This is a genomic window from Mongoliitalea sp., from assembly GCF_054166905.1.
This window is the reverse complement of sequence record NZ_JBSZCK010000024.1, coordinates 155,283-181,281: the sequence shown is the minus strand read 5'-3', so window position 1 is coordinate 181,281 and position 25,999 is coordinate 155,283. Positions and strand designations below refer to the sequence as shown.

Below are 25,999 nucleotides of genomic sequence, written 5' to 3'. Positions count from 1 at the left end.
ATTTCCACCATATTTCAATCCGCACCCACAATATCTAATTTCCATCAATATCCAATATCCATCAATATCCACCAATACCCCTCAAATCTTCCAAGCCCTCGTCATCTCCTTCTTCCCTGGAGGTCCTGGTAAGGTTTCTACTGCTAATCCTAATTCTTTGAGGTCTCGTTTCAGTTGCCCTTTGGCGCAATACGTCACAAGTACTCCTCCTGGACTTAAGGTATCTACGGCTTTGAAGAGCATTTCTTTGGTCCAAAGTTCGGGCTGCTTATTCGGTGCAAACGCATCGTAAAAAATTACATCACTTGGGTAAAGTACAGCTTCTTCCAGGGTGATCTCGTCTTTTTTCATGTTGAAGTATTCGGACACAATGTCCCCTTTATTCCACGAGGCTTCATGCAAAACCTGAAAGAAAGGGGCATAATGGTAAATGCTGTCATCCACTTCTGTGTAATTCAATTGCTTGTACACTTCCTCTTGCAAGGGGAATGGTTCGATGGTATGATAAAGTACGGGCACCTTGTATTGTTCGGCCCATACAAGAGATAGCCAAGCATTCAAGCCAGTGCCGAAACCTACTTCGAAAATTCGGATAGGGAACTTGTTTGGATTGCGTATGTACCAAGCTTCCAATCCATAGAGCATAAACACGTGCACTGATTCCCTGTAGGCCCCGTGAAAGGAGTGGTAGGTTTCATTGATATCCGGTACATAGAGAGAATGTGAACCGTCTTCCGTAGTGATGATTTTTACCTCTCTGCTCATCTTATTTTTTGTAAATCAATGCAACACAATAGGCTGAAACACCTTCTTCTCTTCCTACAAAGCCTAGTTGTTCTGTGGTAGTAGCTTTGATGGAAATGGCTCCCTCTTCTACATTCATGACCTCCGCAAGACATGTTTTCATGGTTGGGATATGTGGGTTGACCTTGGGGATTTGTAAGCAAATGGTAGTGTCTATATTACCTATTTCATACCCTGCATCGCGGAGAAGTTTCATTACCTCTCTCAAAAGGATTTTGCTATCAATCCCTTTGTATTTGGGATCCTTGTCGGAAAAATGGTAGCCGATATCCCGCATATTTGCTGCTCCCAAAAGTGCGTCACAGATGACATGAATCAATACATCTGCATCCGAATGCCCTACAGCTCCTTTGTCATGTTCCAATTTGATACCTCCCAACCAAAAGTCATAACCCTCTCTCAGTTGGTGTACATCATAGCCAAATCCTATTCTAAAATTCATATGATATCTTCTGCTTTATGAAATTGCTTTGTAATAAATTGTGGAGGCATTTTCCTCTCGTAAGATTTTGTGCCCCCAATCCAAAATATCTTGGGAAGGGATGGCTCTTTTCTTTTCGTACTCTGTCTGATACAGGTCCACATCTCCCAAGTGTGCATAGTATGCCAAACTCATGGCTCTATTTAATAACTGAACAGACTCATAGGTCTTCATGGCCTCGGCCTGATTTTTCACTTTCTGAAGAATACTTTCTTCGATGGGCTTTTGCAGGAATTGGTTGACTACTTCGTCCAAGGCCTTTTCTCCCTCCTCCGCTGTTTTACCTTTTTCCAGTTTTCCTGAAAAAACCAATAATCCCGGATCTACCGTACCAAAAATATACGCCCCAATAGAAGCGAAGAGGTCGGAGTTTTTGACAAGGGTTTGTTCGAGCAAGGAAGATCTGCCAAAGCCAATGATATCTGTAATCAAATCTGCCTCTAAATAGCCGTCCTGAAGTTTGGCTGGCATGTGATACACCTTATATAAAGCTTCTGTAGGTACATTTGCTTCTACAATTTTGGTTTTTTTACCTGTTTGTGGAAGCTCTCTTGAAATCTCAAGGCGTTGTATGCTACTTTTTGGAATTCCTCCAAACCATTTTTCAGATAGTCTTTTGACTTGTTCCACAGTCACATCACCTGCCACCACCAAAACAGCATTGTCAGGGCGATAATGAGTCCAGTAAAATTCCTCTACATCTTCTTTTTGGTAATTGACAATATCCTCGATGGTTCGTCCGATCGTAGGCCATTGGTAGGGATGGGTTTCGTAGGCAAGCGCTCGCATATGATGAAAGGCATCTCCATAAGGCTGATTCAGGTAGCGCTGTTTGAATTCCTCGATGACTACTTTTCGCTGGGTTTCAATGGTCTTTTCCTGTGGATTGAGGTACATCATCCGGTCGGATTCCAGCCAAAAAGCAGTCTCCAGATTTACTGCCGGCAGGGTCATGTAATAATTGGTAATGTCTGTATTGGTAAAGGCATTGCAGCTGCCACCAACTTTCTCCAAGGCTGTATCAAAACTTGGAACATGTTGGGAACCCCCAAACATCAAGTGCTCGAAGTAATGGGCTAACCCTGTTTTTCCGGATACTTCATTTCTTGAACCAACTTTGTAGAGCATGTTGAAGACGGCAATTTTTGTACTCGGGTCCCGATGTACCAGTACCTGAAGTCCATTGTCTAAGAAAAACTGTTCGTATGCGATCATTGCTTGTTACCAAAATTGAAGAGTCTCGATAAATCTCCTATCGAGTGCATGCAAAAGCAGGCCAAGAAGAGAGACGCTTTTCATGGGCCTGCCAAAGCTAAGAAATAAATAGAATTTTTGTGGGTTTTGTTTAGGAAATGGGTTCTCCCTGATAACCCGCTTTCTTTAGAGCTTCTAATACGTCAGTTTCTGAAGTTTCTCCAGTTACGGTGAGTATTCTATCTGGGTTTTTGAGGTCCACAGACCATTCGATATTGGGTAATTTTTCCATTTCCGGGGTGATAGCAGCTACACAGGCTCCGCATTTCACATTTGTTTTTAATTGAATCATAGGTATTTATTTAAAGTCCACTAATTTTTTGAAGGTCCACTAATTTCACGAATGACACAAAGGTTGAGTTTCTTAGATCATCTTTAATTATCTGATTCTGATTATATGAAGTTGGTTAGAATTGTTTAATCGCATGGCTCAGTAATGTTCACGAATGTTTTTTAGGTCCACAGATTTCTCAGATTTCCACAGATAATTTTTCCTGACGGAAATTGGGAGTCTACACTAAAATCTGTCTTGACTCTTTGTCACGTCCTGAAATTTCTTGATTCTCGCATCTCGCCTTCCTCTTTCATAATTCATCCTTCATAATTCTTCCTTTCTCCCTCACCCTTTTCGCAATCTAAGACTATTACTCACCACCGATACTGAACTCATTGCCATTGCTGCACCTGCTAACATAGGGTTTAGAAGGAAGCCGAAGAAGGGATACAACAATCCTGCGGCAATAGGAATTCCAATAATGTTGTAGATAAATGCCCAAAAGAGGTTTTGGCGGATGATTCGGACTGTTTTCTTGGTTAAGTTCAGGGCTGTAGAGATACTATTTAAATCTCCATGAATCAAGGTGATAGATGCTACATCTTTGGCTAAGTCAGAGCCTTGCCCCATGGCAATTGAAACATCCGCCAAGCTCAAAGCTTCCGAATCATTGATTCCGTCACCTACCATGGCTACCTTTTTTCCTTGTTTTTTCAATTCTTGGATGTAAGCACCTTTTTCTTGGGGGAGCACACCGGCCTGAACATGGGAGATACCAACTTGCTTGGCCACAACAATTGCGGTGCTGTCTTGGTCCCCGGTTAACATGTGAACTTCAAGTCCGGCGTTTTGTAGAGTGCGGATAGCCTCTGCACTGCTAGGTTTGACGCTGTCTTGGATAGCAAAACAGGCGATTAATTCCTCGTCTTTGCTTGCATATACTAAGGTGGCGCTAGAGTGTTGTTGCTCAAATGACTGTAAAGCATTTTTTGAGGTTCCTAATTCTCCCGCTCCCCAGGATTGATTGCCTATTTTATAAGTATGTTGACTCGTTTTTCCGATCAAGCCTTTTCCGGTTATACTTTCAAAAGAAGTTAGGGCAGTGCTGCCAAATGCTTGTAGATGCTCAACCAACGCCGACGCCAAGGGGTGTTCGCTGTAGGTTTCAAGCGTATGGATGGCGTGCTTATCTTGTTCACTTGCTGCTGCTGTCCAAAAACTTTCCACCACAACCGGCTTCCCCTCAGTAATAGTACCGGTTTTATCTAAGACAAGGGTGTCGATTTTGGTTCCTTTTTCAAGTGTTTCTGCATCTTTAATCAAAATCCCCAGTTGAGCGGCTTTCCCCATGGCAGCGGTAATAGCAGTAGGTGTCGCTAAGCCCAGTGCACATGGACAGGCAATGACCAATACAGTAATAAAAGCCAGCATTCCCCTCAACCAAGCATCTTCCACTCCCGAAAAACCCCAGATCAAAAAACTTAATATGGCGATTCCCATTACGGCTGGTACAAAAATGCTTGCAACTTTGTCCACCAATTTTTGGACAGGTGCTTTGGAAGCTTGGGCAGTTTTGATCCGCTCAATGATTTTGGATAATAAGGTAAATTTGCCAACTGCGGTGGATTCAAAGACAAAACTTCCTTGCTGATTGATCGTTCCGGCAAATACTTGGTCGCCTGTAGTCCGTAAGACGGGTACAGGCTCTCCGGTAAGCATGCTTTGGTTGATGTAGGAACTTCCTTCGCTTACCACTCCGTCCACAGGGATGGTCTGTCCTGGTTTCACTCGGATAAAATCTCCCTTTTGAACTTCATCTATGGATAATTCTAGCTCTTTTCCATCCTTGATCAGGGTTACCATCTTGGGCTGCAAATCCATCAATTCACGAATAGCTTTTCCTGTGCCTGCTTTGGCGGAAGCTTCCATTGTCTTCCCTAACAGGATAAAAAAGATGATTACTGCTGCTGCTTCAAAATACACATGTGCTTCCAGCCCTCTGTTGATTAAGAATTCGGGGTAAAACGTATTGAAAGTGCTGTACACATAGGCTACGCCAGTACTCAGGGCAACCAAGGTATCCATGTTGACTTGTCCCACTCGTCCAAGTTTCCAGGCATGGGTGAAAAATTGTCTTCCAAAAATCAGTAAAATAGGTGTAGTCAATGCCCACATGATCCAATCTGCATAGGGCCAGTGCATGCCAAACATACCGATGATAAACACAGGAAAGGCTAAGATACCTGCACTCCAAGTGTTTTTCTTGAGTTTTTCAAATGCCTCCTGATGGAGTTTTTCTAAATCTTCCCGGAGGATGTCATCAATGAGCAATTCATAACCTGCCTCATCTACGGAGTCCCGCAGTTTTTCCAAACTTACCTGCGCTTCCTCCCATTCTACCCATGCAGAGTGGTTGGCATAATTTACTTGAGCACTTTTGACTCCTGCTTGCTTTTGGAGCGTTTTTTCCACACTCAAAGCGCAGGCAGCACAACTCATGCCCATTACCGGTATTTCTTGCTTTTTCATAGTTATCCGATCACCTCACAAAATTACTCAACACAAGTCCAATGGAACTTACATAATTTTGGAAAAGATTAAACAGTTCCTTTGCCACTCTTGTAAATTCAGTGAAAGTTCGAACTTTGTACAGTTCTAGCAAGTTTTATTTGTTAGTAATCTCACATCAACAAAGAAAACCCAACACCAAGTCCCATGAAAAAAGCTACCGTTGAGCCTTCCTGTACAGGTCAGTTCTCATCACTTTTTTTGGATTACCTTGCCCAAAAGCCTGAATTACAGTCCTTCTATAGTTTCTTTCCAGCCATTGAAAACTTTGAAAAGCTGATCAAGCAAAAGAGTTTCTCTCAGGAAAAGCGGGAGGTGTTGACAAACGTTTTACATCAACAATACGAGCGGAGCACTATCAGCGAACTTACGAAAGGACAGATTGAGTCTTTAAGGTCTGAAAAAACATTTACAGTAATTACTGGGCATCAATTGAATTTGTTTACCGGACCGCTGTATTTCATTTATAAAATTGTTACTACAATCAATCTAGCGGAGAAACTAAAACAAGCGTATCCGGAATACCATTTTGTTCCAGTATACTGGTTGGCTTCGGAAGATCATGATTTTGATGAGATCAATTATTTCAAGCTAGATGGGCAAAAATATCAATGGAATTCCAATCAAACGGGGTCCGTTGGAGATTTCCAATTAGACGAGACGTTTAGAGAGTTTTATAAATCAGTTACCCATTTTGCGCCTGAATTTTTTAAGGATGCCTATTTAGGGTCAAAGACGCTAGCCGAAGCGGGTAGAAAATATGTCCATCATCTGTTTGGAGAGAAAGGCTTATTAATTGTGGATGGAAAAAGCAGAGAATTGAGGAAATTCTTCACACAGGTAATCCAGGATGATTTAACACAACATACTGCTTTTACAAAAGCTACGAAGCAAACCCAAGTTTTGGAAGATTTGGGTTACAAATCCCAAATATTTCCTCGAGAGATCAATTTATTCTATTCAGTAAAAGGTATCCGCGAACGAATCGAGCAAGTGGGGGATAGGTATCAGGTGTTGAATACTGACCTGGAGTTTTCAAAAGAAGAGATCTTGCAATTAGCAAAAGATACCCCGGAAGTATTCAGTCCAAATGTAGTGTTGAGACCCCTGTACCAGGAAATGATCTTGCCAAATTTGGCCTACATTGGAGGTCCTGCCGAAATAGTATATTGGCTGCAGTTGAAGACTGTTTTTGATCATTTCGGGGAAGCGTTTCCTGCAGTGATGCCTAGAAATTTTGCTACAGTTTTAGATAAACCCATTCAGAGAAAAATTGAAAAATTGGGTTTGTCTCCTGAAGAATTGTTTCAATCCGTATTGGATTGGAAAAAAGCATATATAGAAACGCATGCGGGCACGGATCTTTTTTTATCAGAAGAGCGTGAGGCATTGAAAGCTGTTTTCGAAAATGCTAAACCACAGGCTTTAGCTTTAGATCAAACCTTGGGGAAATCCTTTGAAGCAGCAGCTGTTCGTGCCAACAAAATCCTCGATCAGCTAGCGAAGAAGCTAAGAAAAGCAGAAGAGCGAAAACATGGCCAGGAAATTCGTCTGCGAGAAGAAATTTTCTCATATCTATATCCAGGGGGTTCACCACAGGAGCGGGTAGAGAATTTTATGAAGTTCTACTTAAGCAATCCTGTATTTATAGAAGAGTTGTTTGGGGCTTTTGATCCATTAGATTTCAATTTTATCATTCTCAGTCAGGATGGAGACAAAGGCTGATTTCAGAAAATATTTCAGACTTCAACGAAAAAAGCTTTCCGAAGAGATGTTGAAGGAGTATTCTGAATGTGTCTTTGCTTTGTTTAAAGATTTTTTCGAAAAAAGCCCGAAAATAAAACACGTGCACGTATTTATTCCCATGTTGGATAATCAAGAATTGGATATCAATCCAATTATTAATTATCTGTGGTCTCTAGGTTGTGTGGTATATACTTCTCAGATGAATTATATCAACGATCAAATGGACACTGTTCTATTTCCTTTTGGTTCGCAAGTGGTAAAAGATGAAAAAGGAATCCCCTATCCAAAAAATAATGGTACTGTCGCAACAGATGCATTGCAATTGGTCCTAGTCCCCTTGCTTGCTTTTGATCGAAAGGGAAATCGCTTGGGATATGGAAAAGGCTATTACGATAAATTTTTCTCTCAGATTTCAGCTAAAGATTTTTTTAAGCTTGGGATTTCTTTGTTTCCACCCGTAGACCAACTGCCTGTAGAGGAGCATGATATTCCTTTGGATGCTTGTATTTACCCTAAAGGAATACTCATTTTTGGTTGTTGAATGTATTTTGGCATGATTATTTATGCTTATTTTGTAAAAAATTAAACTTTATGAAAAATCTGTTATTTCTTGTACTAGTTGTTTTTATGATGGGCTTGTCCCAAGAATCTTTTGCCCAATATACTACTGGGATTGGTTTACGAGCAGGTGTTTCCAACGGGTTGACTGTGAAGCATTTTATTTCTAACGACGCTGCTTTAGAGGGAATACTGCATACACGATGGGGTGGATTTGTTATTACCGGATTGTATGAGGTGCATAAAGATATTCGGGATGTGAAAGGATTGATGTGGTTTTTCGGGGGTGGTGCCCATTTAGGTTCTTGGAATGCAGGTGCAAGAAGACCTTGGGGTGATGGCAATAGAAGTGAAACAGTAGTAGGCCTATCTGGTATCATAGGTCTAGATTATAAATTCAACGATGTTCCAATTGGATTGTCTTTAGACTGGAAACCTACGTTCAATTTCAGTGGTCAGAGATATTGGGGAGATGAAGTGGCTCTTTCAATTCGATATGTATTTTAAAAAGAGCTGATTTTCAGCTCTTTTTGATTTCAAAATATTATTTGGTTTGAGTTAAATGAGTCGCAATAGCCGATTTTTGTAAATAAAAAGCTTAAAATTTGAAACTTAGTGTTTTTTTGAACATTTTTCTACGAGTTTAAGCCCAGTTATCCCGATTTTTTTACTTATCATTTCTAATTTCTTTGATTTTCAATCTACTATTAGTCAAAAGATTGATTTTTTATGAATTTGAGTTATTAAATTCATTAATTACAAAAATAACCCTTGTTTAATAAAAAAATATTAACAAAAAACACTTTTTTAGAAAAAAACAAAAAAAATATACGGTAGGATTATTGGATTGGTAAAAATTATTTTTTGAGTTAAAAATTTTTTAATTTTTTTTTAATCACTCATATCAGAATAAAATTTGCTAAATATTCATATTGTGGAATGTTTTAGGAAACTATTAAGGGTGAACTGAGTTTTTCCAAATTTTCCATTTTAAAAACCGTTTAAACAGAATTTTCACCAAATTTCCTCTAAAATATGTTAAAAATGAATTTTTTGATAAAAATATATAAAAATACCTATGTGTTGATGCTTCAAATAAGAATATATTTTTTATTGCTTGGTTTTAATCTTTTTCATATGAAAAATTTGGCTGTTTTGATATTTGCTAGAAATAAATTTTCTTTGAAGAATCAACTAAACTAAATACCTTATGAGAAAAGCTTTACTCTTTGTTGTTGCGCTTTTCACCCTGACACTCAGTTTTGAGGTGTCGGCGCAACAGCGGGTAATTACCGGAAAGGTAATTTCCGATGAAGATGGTGAAGGCCTGCCAGGCGCTACCGTCCTCGTGAAGGGTACCACAGTGGGGACTACCACCGATTTGGATGGTAATTACTCCATTAACGTACCTGCCGGATCAAATGTTCTTATTTTTTCTTTTGTAGGCCTAAAGGCTGTTGAAGAAGCAATTGGGAACAGATCTGTAGTCAATGTCACCCTTACTTCTGATGCGTCCCAACTATCCGAGGTGGTAGTAACAGCGATTGGTATCGAGAAGGAAAAGCGTGCACTAGGTTATGCGGTTTCTACCGTAGGTGATGAATTGATTCAAAATAGACCTGAAGCGGATGTTTCAAGGGTTCTACAAGGAAAAGTCGCCGGTGTAAGTATTACTGCAACTAATGGTAACTCTGGTGCTGGTACTAACATTGTTATCAGAGGGTATTCTTCTGCGACTGGTTCCAATCAGCCCTTATTTGTCGTAGATGGTGTTCCTTTTAATACGAATACCAATGCACAAACAGGATTTACAACAGGTGGTGCGACCACGTCTTCCCGTTTCTTGGACATTGATCCTAACAATATTGAAAATGTTTCGGTATTGAAAGGTCTTTCAGCTACGGTATTATATGGTGACCAAGGTAGAAATGGGGTAATTTTGATTACTACGAAATCTGGTGCAAGCAAGAGAAAAGCAGCAGAGGTTACTGTAAATCAATCTGTATTTACCAATAATGCTGCTTCTTTACCGGATTACGGTCAAATTTATGGTAACGGTTTCCAGCAGCAACCTGGTCTATTCTTTTCTAACTTTGGTCCTAGAATGGACTTAGGATTACAGATTAATCACCCAGTTGCAGCTTCTAACTTAGCATTTATCAGAAATGGATTCCCTGAGTTCTTTAATGCAGACGGAACACCGATTCGTTATGATTACAAAGCATACGAAGATCCAAGTACTGCATTCTTCAGAACTGGCTTAGTTTCTAATACATCCGTTCAAATTCAAGGAGCTTCTGAAAAGACTGGTTATTCTGCATCTTTTGGTTACACTAACGATGAAGGTTTCTTACCAGGTAACAAATTGGAGAAATACAACTTTGGTTTGGGTATCAAATCATCTGTAACTGACAAGTTGACCATCAACTCTTCATTTACATTTGCAAGAACCGGCGTAGTTTCTCCTCCTGTAAATGCAGCCTTTGGTTCAGGCCCTTCTGGAGGTGTTCCTTCTGCGTATGCGCACGTATTGTATACGCCAAGATCTATTGACTTGGCTAACCTTCCATTTGAGCACCCTGTAGATAGATCAACGGTATATTTTAGAGCAGATAATGGTATTCCAAATCCTAAGTGGGTTACTAAAAATTATGTAAATAGCTCTGTGGTTGATAGATTCTTTAATTCCACTTCCTTAAACTATGACATCAATGATAATTTCTCTTTGACGTATAGAGTGGGCTTGGATACCTACACTGAACTACAGGAAGCTATGTACAATAAGGGTGGTGGCCCTGGTGTTACATTAATTGCAAGACAGGGGTACTATAGAACTATCAATATCACCAATAGCTTGTGGAATCAGGATTTTATCTTGAATTATAGAAAAACTATTTCTGACAAAATCAGCATGAGTGCCTTATTAGGTGGTAACTCTCGTTATGATAGATATCAGCAATATGGTATTTCTTCTACTGGTCAATTGGCTTTTGACTTGTTCAGACATACCAATTTCTTGGAAAGTGCTAACGTTGATCCTTTGGGTGCAGGTGCTATGGATTTCTTGGTTGAAGAGCGAAGAATGGGTATCTATGCCAATGCTACCTTTGATTATGACAATTACTTGTTTTTGAATGTTTCTGCAAGAAATGACTGGACTTCAACTGTAGAGCCTGAAAATAGAAGAATTCTTTATCCAGGAGCTTCCCTTTCATTCATTCCTACAGATGCATTCAACTGGAATTCTGCAACTTTGAATAATTTGAAATTGAGATTGGGTTACGGTACTTCTGCTGGTTTCCCGAGACCTTATAGAACAAGAAATATCTTGAATCAGGGTTCTCGCTCTTTTGAAAGAGATGGAGCAATCTTCCAAACACAGTCGGTAAACTCATTCTTGGGAAATCCTAATTTGAGACCAGAATTGCACCAAGAGTGGGAATTCGGTATCGAAGCTGCAATGTTTAACAACAAAGTGACTTTTGATATCTCTTTGTATGAGAAAAATACACGTGATTTGATTACTGAATCTCCAATTGATCCAGCTACTGGGTTTACCAGAACTGCTATCAACATTGGTAGAATTAGAAACAGAGGTATCGAATTCCAAGGTACTGCTACTCCTGTAGCTACAGCCTCTGGGTTTAGTTGGGAAACGATTGTTAACTGGACGCTTTATAGAACAGTTACCATGGAGTTAGGTGATGGATTGGATGAAATCGTAGTAGCTGGTTTTACCGACCTTGGAAACTTTGCCATTCCAGGTCAGCCATTTAACATTATTAAGGGTACTGTATTTGCCAGAGATGAGCAGACGGGACAACCAATTGTGGATGATGTAGGTACATATTTGACAGCTCCTGAAATTGGTATCTTAGGTGATCCGAACCCAGCTTGGACTGGATCTTGGATTAACACTTTCCGATACAAAGGATTCTTCTTTAACTTTATGTTAGAGTATAGAAGAGGTGGTATCATCTTCTCTAACACTGTGACTGCTACATTAGCTCGTGGTGTTACCAAAGATCCTGTGGTTGATAGAGAGTTTTCGTTGATTCTTCCTGGTGTAAAAAGAGATGGAACGCCTAATGATATTCAGATTACAGCTTCTAACTACTTCTTTGATGGATATCACGTAGGTGCTGATGAGGCTAACGTTTTTGATGGTTCATCTGCTCGTTTGAGAGAGCTTTCTTTTGGTTATGATCTTCCACGTTCAGTTGTTTCCAGAACTCCATTCAAAAGAGCGTCACTTGCTGTAACTGGTACAAACTTATGGTTCAGAGCACTCAATTTCCCTCCAAATATGAACTATGATGTTGACGTATTAGGCTTGGGTGTTGGTAATGGTCTTGGTTTCGATTTCGTAACAGGTCCTAGCTCGAGAAGATTCGGTGGTACATTAACGCTTACATTCTAAACCACTAAAGACTTACGACAATGAAAAGAAAATTATATAGTTTGATTGTGGCATTCAGTTTAATATTTGCTACATCATGTGATTTGGACTTGTTGGATAGCCCTAACGTAGTTACTGCAAATACGGCTAACCCTACTTTGATTTTGAATAATGTGCAGTTGAGTTACGCAGGCATGTTCAATACCTTGAGCACCTTTGGTATGCGTGTCACTCGAGTAACTTCTCAGCCTAATGTCAATTATGCGAATGCATATTTTGCACAGACATTTAATGGTACCTGGAATACGGCTTATGCTTCAATTTTAAATGATATTAAATTTATTGAGGAATTGAATGCTGCTAATCCAGTGCCAAGACATGTAGCAATTGCAAAAGTGATCAAAGCCATGGTTTTGATGAATTTGGTAGATTATTTGGGTGATGTTCCTTTGACTGAAGCTTTGGATCCAAATAACTTCAATCCTAAAGTAGATCCTGCTTCGGGTGTATATCAGGCAGCATTTGCTGAGCTACAAGCTGCGAAGGCCTTGTTTGCTACTGCTACTGCTAACTTACCACAGGATTTCTTCTATAATAATAATGTTGGAAGATGGCAAAAAGCTATTAATACATTAGAGTTGAGATACCATTTGAATAGAAGATTGGTAGATGAAGCTGGTTCAAGAGCAGCGATTAATGCCTTAATCTCAGGTGGTAATTTAATTGCTCCTGGTGATGACTTTGTTTTCAAATATGGTACGAACCTTACCAATCCAGATTCTAGATCACCTAGATATTCACAGTATGGTCAAGGTGGGGGGGATTATCAAGGTACTTGGTATATGTTCCACTTGACGGAAGCCAAAGGATTTGATGATCCTCGCGTCCGTTACTATTTGTACAGACAAGTGAAGACTAATCCTACTGATCCAGATTTATTAAGATGTTTGGGAGAAATAGCTCCAGGGCATTACCTAGCAGGAGGTTTCCCATTCTGTTTGCCTAATATGGTTGATGGTAGAGGTTACTGGGGAAGAGATCATTTGAACAATGAGGGTATTCCACCTGATGGGTTTGGAAGGACAGTATTTGGTTTATATCCTGCCGGTGGTCGTTTTGATGAAGATTCTGCCTTACCTGTTAACTCCCCAACTATGGGTGCTGGTGGTGCAGGTGTACAGCCTATAATGTTGGCTGCTTATGTAGACTTTATGTTGGCAGAAGCTGCTCAAACCTTAGGCACAGCAGGAGATGCTAAAGCTCTTACTTTAAGTGGTGTTAGAAAGCACATGAATTATGTGAGATCATATGCCCTTTCTACTGCTGAGGCAGGAGTAGTAACAAGTTTCTTCCCTAATGCTCAGTGGAATTCCTTAGTAGATAACTATGTAAACTATGTTTCGAATGAGTGGGATGATGCACCTGCTGGCAGAAAAATGAACTTGATTGCTAGAGAATACTGGTTGTCTCTATTTGGAAATGGTTTGGAGGCCTATAACCTCTACAGAAGAACAGGGCAGCCGGATGGTATGCAGCCTGCTTTAGCTGTTGATCCAGGATTGTTCCCACGCTCTTTCTTATATCCTAACGACTTTGTTGTTACGAATAGATTTGCTACACAAAAACCTGATTTAGGTCAGCGGGTATTCTGGGATACTAATCCTGCAGGTAACGGATGGGTTAACTAAATCAAACAAACAGAAGAAATTATGAAATTAATGAAATATAGTTTTGGATTGTTGGTTGGCATGCTGATGTTGTTCACTGCCTGTACCGACTTCGTGGAGCCCAGGATCCCTTACACGGATTTTGATACTGGACTCTATTTAAGAACTACGGCCAGAACCAGCACGAGCTTTAACTTCTTTGATCTTGCCAATTCTCGTTTCAATATTACTATTGAAGCAGTTGATGAGCAGTTAGGAGCTACGGTTGATGTAGTGGAAGTGAGAGTAAGAAAAAGACGTTTGATTCCAGGAGTAGGACTTCAGTTCGTTCCAGCAGCTGGAGCAGCTGGAGCTGTCAACGATATTTTAGTAACTACTCTTTCTCGTTCCGATTTCGCAGCAGTTCCTGATAGTAGATTCCCTAGAGCTACGATCAATGTTACTGCCAATGAAGCAATGTCTAGATTGGGAATTACTGCGGCTCAGGTAGAAGGTGGAGATATCTTTGAATTTAGACTGTCAGTGCGTGATACCAAAGGCCGTGTTTTCAATGATGTGAATGCTTCTGCAGACGTTAAAGGTGGTTTGTTTTACTCATCTCCTTTCTTGTATAATGTTGGGGTAGTTTGTCCATCTGACTTAGGAGGAACGTATCGTTCGGTTAACGTTGGAGCTACAGGTCCATTGGGTTCTTGTTCAGGTCCAGTTGAAATGATGATTACACTGACTCCAGTAGCTAACACAACGCAGTATGTGGTATCGGATGGTACTTTCGGGTATTGGTCTTGTATTGGAGATACTTGGGGTAGCGGCAACGTACGTATAACAGATGCTTGTGGATTGTTGTCGATGTCTGGAACAGATAAATATGGAGATTCATATTCTATGGAGTTTGTAAGTTCAACCGCTACAGAATTAACCTTTATCTGGAGAAATACCTACAATGAATCTGGTACAGTTACTTTATTTGCCAATGAAGGTAAACCATGGCCAGCAGGCTTGAGATAATTGTAAACTAGTAAACTTTCTTCATAAAAAAAGCAGCGCCTTCTAGGCGCTGTTTTTTTATTTACGCTAAAAAAATATAGATACATCTCGCTTTTATTACTTTTCAGTCGCTAAAACCATTTCTTCATCGCGCTTTTATTTGGTTGTTTATTAAATCACAAACCAAAGTTCAGTCTTTTGTTGTTTTCTAGAATTTTCATTGGAATTTGAGCAAAAAACACAATATATTTGGTTATACGAATAAGCAATTTTTTAGAAAGTTTTTAATCCTATATCTTTGTAATGCAAGTAAATACACATCATGGACAAATTCTCCTACATTTCCAATGCGCATGTGGCCTACATTGATGAGCTGTATGCAGATTATAAGAATAACCCTGAAGCGATAGACCCAAGCTGGAAAACATTTTTTGATGGTTTTGATTTTGCCATCAGCAAGTTTGGAGAAGACGAAGAGGGAGGTGCAGTAAAAATTTCTTCTGCTACCACATCCGCAGCACCTGCTGCCAATGGCGCCTTAGCAACTAAAGGGACCATCATGGATATGGAGCAATTACCCAAAGAAATTAAGGTTAGAGCATTGATTCATGCCTATAGATCAAGAGCGCATTTACGTTCTAAAACCAACCCTGTACGAGAAAGAAGAGACCGCAAAGCTTTGTTGGATTTGGAAGATTTTGGTTTAGGTCAACAAGACTTGAATACAGAGTTCCAAGCAGGCAATGAAATTGGCATTGGTACAGCTAAGCTATCCAAAATTGTAGAAGCACTCAAAACTATCTACGAAGGGTCTGTAGGATTCGAATACCTGTACATCCGTGATCCGGAAATGCTGGATTGGTTGAAAACCAAAATTGAAAAAGAAGCACTTTCTTTCAATCCTTCTGTGGATGAGAAAAAAAGAATCTTGTTTAAGCTTAATCAAGCAGTGGTTTTTGAAAACTTTTTACACACCAAATACTTAGGACAAAAGCGTTTTTCATTAGAAGGTGGTGAGAGCACCATTCCTTTTTTGGATGCTGTAATCAATACCGGTGCAGACCATGGAGTGGAAGAAGTCATGATCGGTATGGCTCATAGAGGTCGTTTGAACGTGCTTGCCAATATCATGGGCAAGACCTATGAGCAAATTTTTTCTGAATTTGAAGGTACAGCCAAGCCTGACCTTACCATGGGGGATGGTGATGTGAAGTATCACATGGGATATTCTTCCGATGTGGTTACTCCTGGAGATAAAAATATACATTTGAAATTAGCGCCGAATCCTTCTCACTTGGAAGCAGTGAATCCCGTGGTAGAAGGCTTTATCCGTGCCAAAATTGATTCCCAACATAAGGGAGATGCTCGCAAGGCTTTACCAATCTTGATACATGGGGATGCTGCAGTAGCTGGTCAGGGCATCGTGTACGAAGTTACCCAAATGGCTGGTCTAAAAGGTTACAATACAGGTGGTACCATCCATTTTGTTATCAATAACCAGGTAGGTTTTACGACAGACTTCGATGACGCACGTACATCAATCTACTGTACAGATGTAGCCAAAATGATCGATGCACCTGTAATCCACGTAAATGGTGATAATGCAGAGGCAGTGGTATTCGCAGCAAAATTGGCAGCTGAATTCCGCCAGAAATTTGGACGAGATATTTTTGTGGACATGGTTTGTTACAGACGTCATGGCCATAATGAATCTGATGAGCCAAAATTCACGCAGCCAGAATTGTATAATATCATCTCTAAACACCCTAATCCAAGAGAAATTTATATCAAGCGTTTAACTGAAAGAGGAGACTTTGACGCGAAAATCGCTCAGGATATGGATGCGGAGTTTAGACAGCTCTTGCAGGATAGACTGAATATGGTGAAAGAGAAGCCTCTTCCATATCAGCAGACCAAATTTGAACTAGAGTGGAAAACGCTTAGAAGGTCCAAGCCGGAGGATTTTGAAAAATCTCCAGAGACCTATATTTCGGAAGATGCTATCGTAAAAGTAGCGGAAGCCCTTACCACAATTCCAAAAGGCTTTAAAGCTATTAAGCAGATCGACGCGCAATTGAAGCAACGGAAAGATATGTTCTTTAATTCCAAGTCTCTCAACTGGGCTGCTGCTGAACTTCTTGCCTATGGATCTTTACTATTGGAAGGAAAGACTGTTCGTATTACAGGCCAAGATGTACAAAGAGGTACCTTCTCCCACAGACATGCGGTAGTACATGATTCTACTTCGAATAAGCCGTACAATTTCTTACGTGAATTGAAAGACAGCAAAGGTCAATTCCATATTTACAATTCCTTGCTTTCCGAGTATGCAGTACTAGGTTTTGAATACGGATATGCTATGGCTAATCCAAATTCACTTTCCATTTGGGAAGCACAATTCGGTGATTTTGCCAATGGTGCACAAACGATGATTGACCAGTTTATATCATCAGGTGAATCCAAATGGCAGAAAATGAATGGTATTGTCATGTTGTTGCCTCATGGATATGAAGGTCAGGGACCTGAACACTCCAATGCCAGACCTGAGCGATTCCTTCAGCTAGCTGCTGAGTACAATATGGTAGTAGCCAACATTACCGAGCCATCCAACTTCTTCCATATGTTGAGAAGACAGTTGACTTGGGAGTTTAGAAAGCCATGCGTGGTGATGTCTCCAAAGTCTTTGTTGAGACATCCGAAAGTTATGTCTCCATTGGAGGAATTTACTTCTGGAGGATTCAGAGAGATTCTTCCGGACACTAAAGTTGCTCCTAAGGATGCTAAGCGAGTGGTATTGTGTTCTGGCAAGATTTATTATGACTTGGAAGAAGTTCGCGAAAAAGAGAAAATCAAGGACGTGGCGATTATACGTTTGGAGCAATTGCATCCACTTCCTAAGACTCAGTTGATGGAAGTCCTGAAAGCTTACGAAGGCGCTGAGTTGGTCTGGGTACAAGAGGAACCAGAAAACATGGGTTATTGGAATTACATCCTACGTATGTTGTACAAAGAATTACCAATGGATGTGATTGCCAGAAAACCTTCTGCCTCCCCAGCTACGGGTTACAACAAAGTGCACGTACAAGAGCAGACGGCGATTATCAATAAAGCATTAAAAATTTCATAATCTTCCCCGCATCCCGTGAATAGCGGGATGTAGGTTTAATTTAAGTTATATTTGTTAAATTAACCTTGAGCATTTGGGTGCTTAGGGGTCAAAAAGAAAAAACAATGAGCCTAGAAATGAAAGTCCCTGCGGTTGGGGAATCCATTACAGAAGTAACCATTGGACAGTGGTTTAAAAAAGATGGCGATCAAGTTGCCATGGACGAGGTAATCTGCGAACTAGAATCTGATAAAGCTACTTTTGAATTGACTGCGGAATCTGCGGGTACCTTACGCATCAAAGCACAGGAAGGTGATAGCTTGGAAATCGGAGCAACCATCTGTGTGATTGAAGAAGGTGCTGCTTCTGCTTCATCTACTCCAGCTCCGCAAGCTGCTACGAGTGCTTCCTCCGGAGGCGGTAAAACAAGAGAAGTAAAAGAAATGATCGTACCTACGGTTGGTGAGTCCATCACGGAAGTAACTTTAGCTTCTTGGCTAAAGGCTGATGGAGATTATGTAACGTTGGATGAAATTATTGCGGAAGTAGATTCCGATAAAGCTACTTTTGAATTACCTGCAGAAGCAACCGGTATTTTACGCCATGTGGCCCAAGAAGGTGATACCTTAGAAATCGGTGGACTGATCTGTAAGATTGAAGTGGTAGAAGGCGGAGCACCTGCTGCTGATACACCTACTGCATCTGCTGCGCCTGCGGCTTCAGCACCAACTGGTCAGGAAACCTACGCTACGGGTCATGCTTCTCCAGCAGCAGCCAAAATCATTGCCGAAAAAGGATTGAATCCAGCCGATATCACGGGTACAGGCAAAGATGGAAGAATCACCAAAGAGGATGCAATGGCTGCCGAAGTGAAGCCGAAGGCTGCACCTGCATCTACGCCAAGTCCTGCTCCTGCCAAAGCAGCAGCTTCAGCTGCGCCTGCTCCAGCTGCAAGTGGGGATAGAAACTCTCGCAGAGAGAAAATGACCTCCTTGAGAAAGACTGTTTCCAGAAGATTGGTTGCTGTGAAAAACGAAACGGCTATGTTGACTACTTTCAATGAAGTGAACATGGCTCCAATAATGGATATCCGTAAAAAATACAAAGATCAATTTAAAGAGAAGCACGGTGTAAACCTTGGTTTCATGTCTTTCTTTACTAAGGCAGTTTGTGTAGCACTTCAAGAGTGGCCTGCTGTCAATGCCATGATCGATGGAAACGAAATTGTTTACAATGACTTCTGCGATGTTTCGATTGCGGTATCTGCTCCAAAAGGTTTGGTGGTACCTGTGATCCGAAATGCAGAAAAAATGAGTTTTGAGAAGATCGAGAAGGAAGTAGTAAGACTTGCGACCAAGGCAAGAGACAATAAATTGTCCATCGAAGAGATGACAGGTGGTACCTTCACCATCACCAACGGTGGTATCTTCGGTTCTATGATGTCTACTCCGATCATCAATGCTCCTCAATCTGCCATTCTTGGCATGCACAATATTGTGGAAAGACCTGTTGTCGAAAATGGACAGATCGTCATCAGACCGATGATGTATGTAGCACTTTCCTACGATCACCGCATCATTGATGGTAGAGAATCCGTAAGTTTCTTAGTTCGCGTGAAGCAACTCTTAGAAGATCCTACGAGATTGTTGTTTGGAGTCTGATTAGAGGCTAGAGATTAGAAGCGAGAATCTAGAAACAAGAAACAAGAAACAAGAAACAAGACTGGTTTCTGGTTACAGAGAATATTCCTAGTTTTGAAAAGTAATTAGGTGGATGAGAGGAGAGACGTTAATTTTTCAGTATCTCTTCTCATCTTATCATTAGAATAGATCACTTATTATTATCCACACATGAGTCTTGGCTCTTGTGTCTTATGTCTAACATCTAAAAAAATGTACGATTTAGTAGTTATTGGATCTGGTCCGGGAGGATATGTGGCTGCCATCAGAGGTGCGCAGTTGGGTATGAAAACGGCCATCATTGAAAAATACCCTACCTTGGGAGGTACTTGCTTGAACGTAGGCTGTATACCTTCCAAAGCATTGTTGGATTCTTCGGAGCATTACCACAATGCTGCCCATACCTTCAAAACTCATGGCATCAACTTGAGTAACTTGGAGGTTGATCTAGCGCAAATGATTGCCCGCAAGGATGATGTGGTGAAGCAAAATGTGGATGGCATCCAATTTTTGATGAAGAAAAACAAAATCGATGTGCACCAAGGCCTCGGCTCTTTTGTGGATAAAAATACCGTAAAAGTTACCAAAGAGGATGGCAGTAGTACAGAGATTCAAGGTAAAAATATCATCATCGCTACAGGTTCCAAACCTTCTAATCTTCCATTTATCAACCTAGACAAAAAGCGAATCATCACGTCTACTGAGGCTTTGAAAATGAAAGAAATCCCAAAACACCTGATCGTAATCGGTGGCGGGGTGATTGGTATGGAATTGGGTTCTGTGTATGGTAGAATGGGAGCAAAGGTTTCCGTAGTTGAATTTATGGACGCCATTATTCCATCTATGGATAGAACCATGGGTAAGGAATTACAAAAGTCTTTGAAGAAATTAGGCTTTGATTTTTATCTCAAGCACAAAGTGACCGGTGTGGAAAACACAGGAGGTGAGGTTGTGGTGAAAGCAGAAAACTCCAAAGGAGAGACTGTTGAAATTAAAGGCGATTATGTGTTGGTTTCCATTGGTAGAAGACCGTACACCGATGGCTTGAATGCAGAAGCAGCGGGTGTGAAGCTGACTGACCGAGGACAAGTAGAAGTGGATGATCATTTGAGAACCAATGTGCCAAATATCTATGCAATCGGTGATGTAGTCAAAGGAGCTATGCTAGCACATAAAGCTGAAGAAGAAGGTGTTTTTGTAGCTGAGCAAATAGCTGGACAGAAGCCACATATCAATTACTTATTGATTCCTGGAGTTGTTTACACCTGGCCTGAAGTAGCTTCTGTAGGTTATACAGAAGAGCAATTGAAGGAAAAGGGTATCAAATACAAAGCAGGTAAATTCCCATTCATGGCATCCGGTCGAGCAAGAGCTTCCATGGATACCGATGGGGTGGTGAAGGTATTGGCAGATGCTACTACGGATGAAATCTTGGGTGTTCACATGATTGGCCCACGTACAGCAGATATGATTGCTGAGGCAGTGGTAGCGATGGAGTTTAGGGCATCAGCAGAGGATATTGCTAGAATGTCCCATGCGCATCCGACCTATACAGAGGCGTTTAAGGAAGCATGTTTGGCTGCGACGGATAACCGAGCTTTGCATATTTAACATCTAGCCACTTAATTTAACTAAAAAGCCAGCCAATGACTCTCATTGGCTGGTTTTTTAATTGATATGTAGTGTAGGTTGTCTGTATGTTGATAGAGCTAGAAAGTATAGTTTATTCCGATAGATGGAATCCATCTTTCATTGAAATTTTTAAAGAAAAAGTCTATTGTGAAAATGAAGCTTGAACTGAAATCATAATCAAATGCAATTCGGTTGTTATATGCATTTAATAGGGAGTTTTCTCTGGAGTTATTGACTTTACGGCCATATTTAATAGTTGTGCTTCTGTCATTATTAAATTTCATTGAATAACCGGCATTTATAAAAGATTCTCGCAGATAATCAAAACCTCCTTCCTGTCTGGATTGGAAGAAGTTATAAGTTTTATAAGATAACTCCCATGTTGACTGAAAGCCTGACCATTTCCCAATTTTGTCATTATCAAATACTAGTTTCCAATCGGAGGTAATTGGAAGTTGGTCAGCAATTAAGCTTGCTCCAAAATTAAATTTAAGATGTAGATAAAAATATTTTTTATCCAAATTGCTATAGGAGATCAGCTCTTTCTGTCCATCAGCAAGTAAATGTAATTCTTTATTCAATAATCTCCGCTTATATTGATTGGCCCATCCTTTGTCTTCCCATATCTCTCTAACCATATCAGAAATTCTGGCCTCCCGAAGAACAAGAAGTTCGTCTATTTCTCCCAAATAAAGAATTACATCCATCATGCCTTCAGCATAAGAAAAACGAACTTCCTGAGCTTTGGTCGGGTAAACTTCACCCCCCATCTTTTTAAACCGGATATCTTCTAGTTGACGGAAACTTATTTGGTTGGAATTCGGACTGTACCGAATACTGTAAGACTCTGTAGCAGTGGGTAATTTTAGGTTAGCTAAGATTTGAAGAAATCCTTCTATGTCATTTTCAAAGCTTGGGAACCCTCTTTTAGAACTTATATCTGTCCAAAAAAAACTGATTTTTTTATCCTCTTGGATATATACATGTAGGGTATCATTAACCCTGCGTAAAATAAAGTTTTCTCTGTCATAAGAACTGTTGAACATCTTGTATTCATCTTTTTCTACCATGTTTTGGCTTGTGGCTTCTGAGGAGAAAATGAATAATGTGAGAATAATAAAAAGACTAATTTTTCTCATGGGTTTTTGTAGTTAAGGTTGTAAAAAAGGATTCATTTCTAGTACGCTGATTATTGCTGATATAAGTTTTGGTTGCCCAGATGTCTTGTAATCGAAAGGGTTCACTGATTTCAATTTCTTTGACGGGTAAATCTTTTTGCTGTGCTTGAAGATTCGCTTGTAAGCGTCTAGCCGCAGGACTTAATGATTCTAGTACTACTTCATCGATAGATGGTCCATTTGCTTTGGTGTTAGTTATTTCTGCGACCAATTGATGCTGCGGTAATTCTTGAATCACAGTGTCCTTTTTTACAGCTGTAGTTAAGGATGGACTTTCAATAGACTTTTGTTTTTCTTTCGATGAATCATTCTTGGTCAATACTTTTGGGGCTGTATTTTGAATAATAATTGGTGATTTCACTGTTTCGGCAAGCTGATTATCTTGCTTAGATTCCTCAAAGCTTAATTCTCCCGATTGCGTAGAATTTATTGTCGCCTCGGGTAGTTTTTCTGCTGCTATGATAGTATCCAATGAACTTGGGGGATTTTCCTGAGTCAACCACCAACCTATGAGTAATGCTGTCACACTAGCTGCCGCAATCCAAAACCAGGTTTTTGGTTTCTTCTTCTTAGGCAGTTGTACGGAATTCCAAATGGCATTTTCATCGAAATGTATGCCTTTTGGCAATTCTGATTCTTGGTCAATTTTTTTTCTATCAGGATGCATGATTCCAGCCGTTTTTGATTATTAAATTTTTTAAATAGGACTTGGCCTTACTCAATTGAGACTTAGACGTACCTACGCTGATTCCCAGTTTTTCGGAAATTTCTGGATGGGAATATCCCTCGATCTCATACAGGTTGAACACTGTCCTGTATCCTTCCGGAAGTTGTAGGATCAATTGATAGATTTCTTGATTGGTCAATTGATGAATAGCATTATCTTCCAAAGCCACGATGTTGTTATCGGGTTCTACCATCATGGGGGCTTTTTGTTTTTTGCGCAAAAACATCAAACACTCATTGACGGTAATCTGACGCATCCAGGCTTCTAGACTACCTTCCCCTTGATACTTGAAGCTTGTTAGCTTTTCAAATATTTTGCTGAAAGCAAGGCTTAAAATGTCTTCGGCGTCTGCCTGATTTGGGATATAACGGACGCATAAGTGAAATAATGGCCTGCTTTGAGCATGAAAGATTTCCCTCATCGCTTGTTGATTCCCCTGTTTCGCAGATGCTATCGTTTGGTTTGTAATCAAAGTTGTGGTGGTTTGTATTTCTATAAATGAAAAATAGAAAGTAAGGGTTGCTTGACAATTAAAAAAATATGACTCCCCAGAAAATTAAGGGTATTTCCTGCAACTTTTATTAGGAAAGGAAGCCTATCTTCCTTGACGAGTCAGCTCAATGAACTATGGCAGCAGTATGCAGGAAATGGACCTAATCAAATTTTACTAGCTAATGCGATTCTATTAGTTCTTTCTGATCTCAACAAAAAACCAGTTCCCGAAGCCTATATGGCCTATGCCCTTTATGATAGAGACAGCAATCAGTATGATAGTGAGGACGGAGCGTTAAGAAAAGCTTTGGTAAAGCTTTTTAGCTCCGGGCCAGGATGCAGGGCAGATTTTCAAAAAAGCCCGTAATAAGCATGAAGAGCTGAAAAAAGATATATTTGTAGAGAAGGATGGGTATATCGAAGCTTTTGTTGTCAATGAGACCTCAGAGAATGTTTGGTATGACAATTTCTCCATTCAAAGTACTGGGCCTATTGTGGTTCAGGAAACCCATTACGATCCGTGGGGAGTGGAGCTACAGGGCTTGGGGTATCAGGAGCCGGGTATTAAGGTCAATAAGTATCTCTACAACGGGAAGGAACTCCTGGACGGTCTAAACCTCAATCTATACGATTATGGGCAAAGGATTTATGATCCGACAATCGGCCGTTTTAATCGGATAGACAGGTTTTCTGAAAAATATTTCAACCTATCTCCATATCATTACGGAGCAAATAATCCAATCAAATATGTTGACGTTAATGGGGACTCTCTTTTATCCTTCATGAAGAATTTTCAAATATCAGGCGGGGTTACGTATGAAACCCTTGCTTTGAAGAGCAATATTCTTGGTCTTAGAACTGGAATTGATATTAGTGGTGATGAAAGGTATTTGATAGGTTATCAAGGTGATGGGTTGGAAGTTTTTGGAATGAATAAAAAAGGGAATGATGTAAGGAGACCTACTTTAGGTGCAAGTGTATTAGGTTTAGGGTTTTCAAAGGAAGGAATGTTTGTTAATGGAGAAAAAATTAGTGAAACTAATTCAGGATTATTTCTAGATAGTTATCATCTAAATTCGAATTCAGAAAATCAAAAATCTATTGGATTTTCAACTAAAATAGGAATATATCTTGGTATTAAACTGAATATAGAATATAAACTTGAAAATAGAAGTACTAACTATATTCCACCATTAAATTATGACCTGCCAGGTATTTTAGATAGAGTTAAAAATGATGAAAAGGTAAGAATCAATATGTCAGAGATCAATGATGAAGATAAAACTAAAATCATCAATTATTTAAAGAATAATTTCAATGGAAATTGATAGAGAAATAATAAGGGGTTTATTAGTAGCTTTAATATTTGTATTATGGCAAATTAAAATGTTTAACCATTTCGAATATCTAAAAAAAGCTAGATTGATTGCTGGAAATAATTATTTAATGTTTTTGTTAAATCCTTTTAAATCTGGGTATTATTATATGCTAATTATTTGTCCTTTAGTTTTTAACAAACATGGGGGAATTAATATAGTGATTGCAAAAATATGCGTTATAATAATATGGGCAATTTTTATATTTATTGTTAGCAAAGAAATTTAACTAAAGATGATTTGCTACAAAAAACAACAAGTATCTCTACAACGGGAAGGAGTTCAATGACCATCTTGGTATCAACCTGTTTGATTACGGGGCAAGAATGTACGATGCGACGATTGGAAGGTGGTTTGTTGTGGATCCGTTGGCGGAACAGATGAGAAGGCATTCTCCTTATAACTATGCCTTCAACAATCCGATCAGGTTTATTGATCCAGATGGGATGGCGCCCCAAAACTGTTGTCCCGGATCTTCTCAGTCGGTGTTTTATTCTGAAATGTAGAAAAAATTTGGCTTTATCCAGACGGCTGTGGAAAATTTCTTTGGTTCTACCACCATAAGTTCAAGAAGTAATTCAGGAAATACACAGCCTGTAGGAATTGTTATTGAGACCCCTGATGGAGTCGGACCAATGGAAACAGGTACAACAGGTAATCAAATCGGAGGAATTATAAATGCTGATTTACCCTCAGTCAAGAGTCCACCTTCTGGTGGTTTCATGGAAAAGATAGCCAATGCATTAGGTGGTCTTTTGGAAGGATTATTCGAATTTTCACCACCTACAGGCCAAGATAGTAATAATGAAACTGAACCTGCAACTTCAGAATCCTCAAAAACTAAAACAACAAATAGTTATGGTGGTAGTGGAAATTCTGATTCTACTTTTATAAAAAATACAGGAAAGCTTCATCCCGATGGAACCGTCTCTATTAAAGTATTAGTAGGGGATAAAGATACAATAGATTTCAAAACAAAAAATGTTGAAGATTCAAAAAGGCTACGAGATGATCCAAATGTTAAATGGAATAAGAATTAATAGGTTTTTGCTTGGAATTTTAGGTCTATTA

Annotated in this window: 21 protein-coding genes and 1 pseudogene; 14 read left to right on the top strand and 8 right to left on the bottom strand. The window is 39.8% G+C overall.

Features of this window, described 5'->3' with window-relative positions:
* Positions 1–81: 81 nt before the first annotated feature.
* The 5 genes from mnmD to ACXIUD_RS08540 form a co-directional block, all read right to left on the bottom strand.
* Positions 82–765 (bottom strand): tRNA (5-methylaminomethyl-2-thiouridine)(34)-methyltransferase MnmD, encoded by a 684-nt coding sequence (mnmD, locus tag ACXIUD_RS08560; RefSeq protein ID WP_458052205.1) that lies wholly within the window; start codon positions 763–765, stop codon positions 82–84.
* 1 nt (position 766) lies between these two features.
* The gene (gene ispF / locus ACXIUD_RS08555; RefSeq protein ID WP_458052204.1) at positions 767–1,246 is read right to left on the bottom strand and encodes a 2-C-methyl-D-erythritol 2,4-cyclodiphosphate synthase; all 480 of its coding nucleotides are present in this window, start codon (positions 1,244–1,246) and stop codon (positions 767–769) included.
* A gap of 15 nt (positions 1,247–1,261) precedes the next feature.
* A complete protein-coding gene (locus ACXIUD_RS08550; RefSeq protein ID WP_458052203.1) occupies positions 1,262–2,500 on the bottom strand; it encodes a M16 family metallopeptidase in 1,239 nt (412 codons plus the stop codon).
* A gap of 130 nt (positions 2,501–2,630) precedes the next feature.
* Positions 2,631–2,831, bottom strand: coding sequence for a heavy-metal-associated domain-containing protein (locus ACXIUD_RS08545; RefSeq protein ID WP_458052202.1), 201 nt, complete (start codon positions 2,829–2,831; stop codon positions 2,631–2,633).
* 327 nt (positions 2,832–3,158) lie between these two features.
* Positions 3,159–5,342, bottom strand: a complete 2,184-nt coding sequence (locus ACXIUD_RS08540; protein WP_458052201.1) for a heavy metal translocating P-type ATPase — start codon at positions 5,340–5,342, stop codon at positions 3,159–3,161.
* 186 nt (positions 5,343–5,528) lie between these two features.
* Between ACXIUD_RS08540 and bshC the strand changes: the two genes are divergently transcribed.
* The 9 genes from bshC (at position 5,529) to lpdA (ending at position 21,134) form a co-directional block, all read left to right on the top strand.
* Complete coding sequence (gene bshC / locus ACXIUD_RS08535) at positions 5,529–7,106, top strand: bacillithiol biosynthesis cysteine-adding enzyme BshC (RefSeq protein WP_458052200.1); 1,578 nt, start codon at positions 5,529–5,531, stop codon at positions 7,104–7,106.
* On the top strand, positions 7,090–7,668 hold the full coding sequence (locus tag ACXIUD_RS08530; RefSeq protein ID WP_458052199.1) for a 5-formyltetrahydrofolate cyclo-ligase: 579 nt from the start codon (positions 7,090–7,092) through the stop codon (positions 7,666–7,668). The genes bshC and ACXIUD_RS08530 overlap by 17 nt, the downstream gene beginning before the upstream one ends.
* A 50-nt stretch (positions 7,669–7,718) precedes the next feature.
* A complete protein-coding gene (locus ACXIUD_RS08525) occupies positions 7,719–8,192 on the top strand; it encodes a hypothetical protein (protein WP_458052198.1) in 474 nt (157 codons plus the stop codon).
* A 703-nt stretch (positions 8,193–8,895) separates the two neighbouring features.
* A complete protein-coding gene (locus ACXIUD_RS08520; RefSeq protein WP_458052197.1) occupies positions 8,896–12,105 on the top strand; it encodes a SusC/RagA family TonB-linked outer membrane protein in 3,210 nt (1,069 codons plus the stop codon).
* Positions 12,106–12,125: 20 nt separating this feature from the next.
* Positions 12,126–13,772 carry a SusD/RagB family nutrient-binding outer membrane lipoprotein gene (locus ACXIUD_RS08515; RefSeq protein WP_458052196.1) on the top strand — a complete coding sequence of 549 codons (1,647 nt, stop codon included), beginning with the start codon at positions 12,126–12,128 and terminating at the stop codon, positions 13,770–13,772.
* Positions 13,773–13,793: 21 nt separating this feature from the next.
* The gene (locus ACXIUD_RS08510; protein WP_458052195.1) at positions 13,794–14,759 is read left to right on the top strand and encodes a hypothetical protein; all 966 of its coding nucleotides are present in this window, start codon (positions 13,794–13,796) and stop codon (positions 14,757–14,759) included.
* A 301-nt stretch (positions 14,760–15,060) separates the two neighbouring features.
* The gene (locus ACXIUD_RS08505) at positions 15,061–17,865 is read left to right on the top strand and encodes a 2-oxoglutarate dehydrogenase E1 component (RefSeq protein ID WP_458052194.1); all 2,805 of its coding nucleotides are present in this window, start codon (positions 15,061–15,063) and stop codon (positions 17,863–17,865) included.
* Positions 17,866–17,969: 104 nt separating this feature from the next.
* Positions 17,970–19,505, top strand: coding sequence for a 2-oxoglutarate dehydrogenase complex dihydrolipoyllysine-residue succinyltransferase (gene odhB / locus ACXIUD_RS08500; RefSeq protein ID WP_458052193.1), 1,536 nt, complete (start codon positions 17,970–17,972; stop codon positions 19,503–19,505).
* Between the two features lie 231 nt (positions 19,506–19,736).
* The gene (gene lpdA / locus ACXIUD_RS08495) at positions 19,737–21,134 is read left to right on the top strand and encodes a dihydrolipoyl dehydrogenase (RefSeq protein ID WP_458052192.1); all 1,398 of its coding nucleotides are present in this window, start codon (positions 19,737–19,739) and stop codon (positions 21,132–21,134) included.
* Between the two features lie 98 nt (positions 21,135–21,232).
* Here the strand turns inward: lpdA and ACXIUD_RS08490 are convergent, their stop codons facing one another.
* The 3 genes from ACXIUD_RS08490 to ACXIUD_RS08480 are packed head-to-tail and all read right to left on the bottom strand — an operon-like array spanning position 21,233 to position 23,532.
* Entirely contained in the window at positions 21,233–22,294 is a 1,062-nt protein-coding gene (locus tag ACXIUD_RS08490; protein WP_458052191.1) for a hypothetical protein, read from the bottom strand.
* Positions 22,281–23,000: a hypothetical protein gene (locus ACXIUD_RS08485; RefSeq protein WP_458052190.1), complete on the bottom strand. Its 720-nt coding sequence runs from the start codon at positions 22,998–23,000 to the stop codon at positions 22,281–22,283. Before ACXIUD_RS08485 ends, ACXIUD_RS08490 begins: the two co-directional genes overlap by 14 nt.
* The gene (locus ACXIUD_RS08480; protein WP_458052189.1) at positions 22,990–23,532 is read right to left on the bottom strand and encodes an RNA polymerase sigma factor; all 543 of its coding nucleotides are present in this window, start codon (positions 23,530–23,532) and stop codon (positions 22,990–22,992) included. Before ACXIUD_RS08480 ends, ACXIUD_RS08485 begins: the two co-directional genes overlap by 11 nt.
* A 132-nt stretch (positions 23,533–23,664) precedes the next feature.
* On the opposite strand from ACXIUD_RS08480, the gene ACXIUD_RS08475 reads away from it, so the two are divergent.
* The 5 genes and pseudogenes from ACXIUD_RS08475 to ACXIUD_RS08455 all read left to right on the top strand — a co-directional run bounded on the left by ACXIUD_RS08475 (position 23,665) and on the right by ACXIUD_RS08455 (position 25,968).
* The gene (locus tag ACXIUD_RS08475; RefSeq protein ID WP_458052188.1) at positions 23,665–23,919 is read left to right on the top strand and encodes a hypothetical protein; all 255 of its coding nucleotides are present in this window, start codon (positions 23,665–23,667) and stop codon (positions 23,917–23,919) included.
* Between the two features lie 127 nt (positions 23,920–24,046).
* Positions 24,047–24,880: an RHS repeat domain-containing protein gene (locus tag ACXIUD_RS08470; RefSeq protein ID WP_458052187.1), complete on the top strand. Its 834-nt coding sequence runs from the start codon at positions 24,047–24,049 to the stop codon at positions 24,878–24,880.
* Complete coding sequence (locus ACXIUD_RS08465; protein WP_458052186.1) at positions 24,870–25,157, top strand: hypothetical protein; 288 nt, start codon at positions 24,870–24,872, stop codon at positions 25,155–25,157. Before ACXIUD_RS08470 ends, ACXIUD_RS08465 begins: the two co-directional genes overlap by 11 nt.
* 31 nt (positions 25,158–25,188) lie before the next feature.
* A pseudogene (locus ACXIUD_RS08460) lies at positions 25,189–25,434 on the top strand (RHS repeat domain-containing protein); the annotation flags it as partial.
* Positions 25,435–25,461: 27 nt separating this feature from the next.
* Positions 25,462–25,968 (top strand): hypothetical protein, encoded by a 507-nt coding sequence (locus ACXIUD_RS08455; RefSeq protein WP_458052185.1) that lies wholly within the window; start codon positions 25,462–25,464, stop codon positions 25,966–25,968.
* Positions 25,969–25,999: the final 31 nt, after the last annotated feature.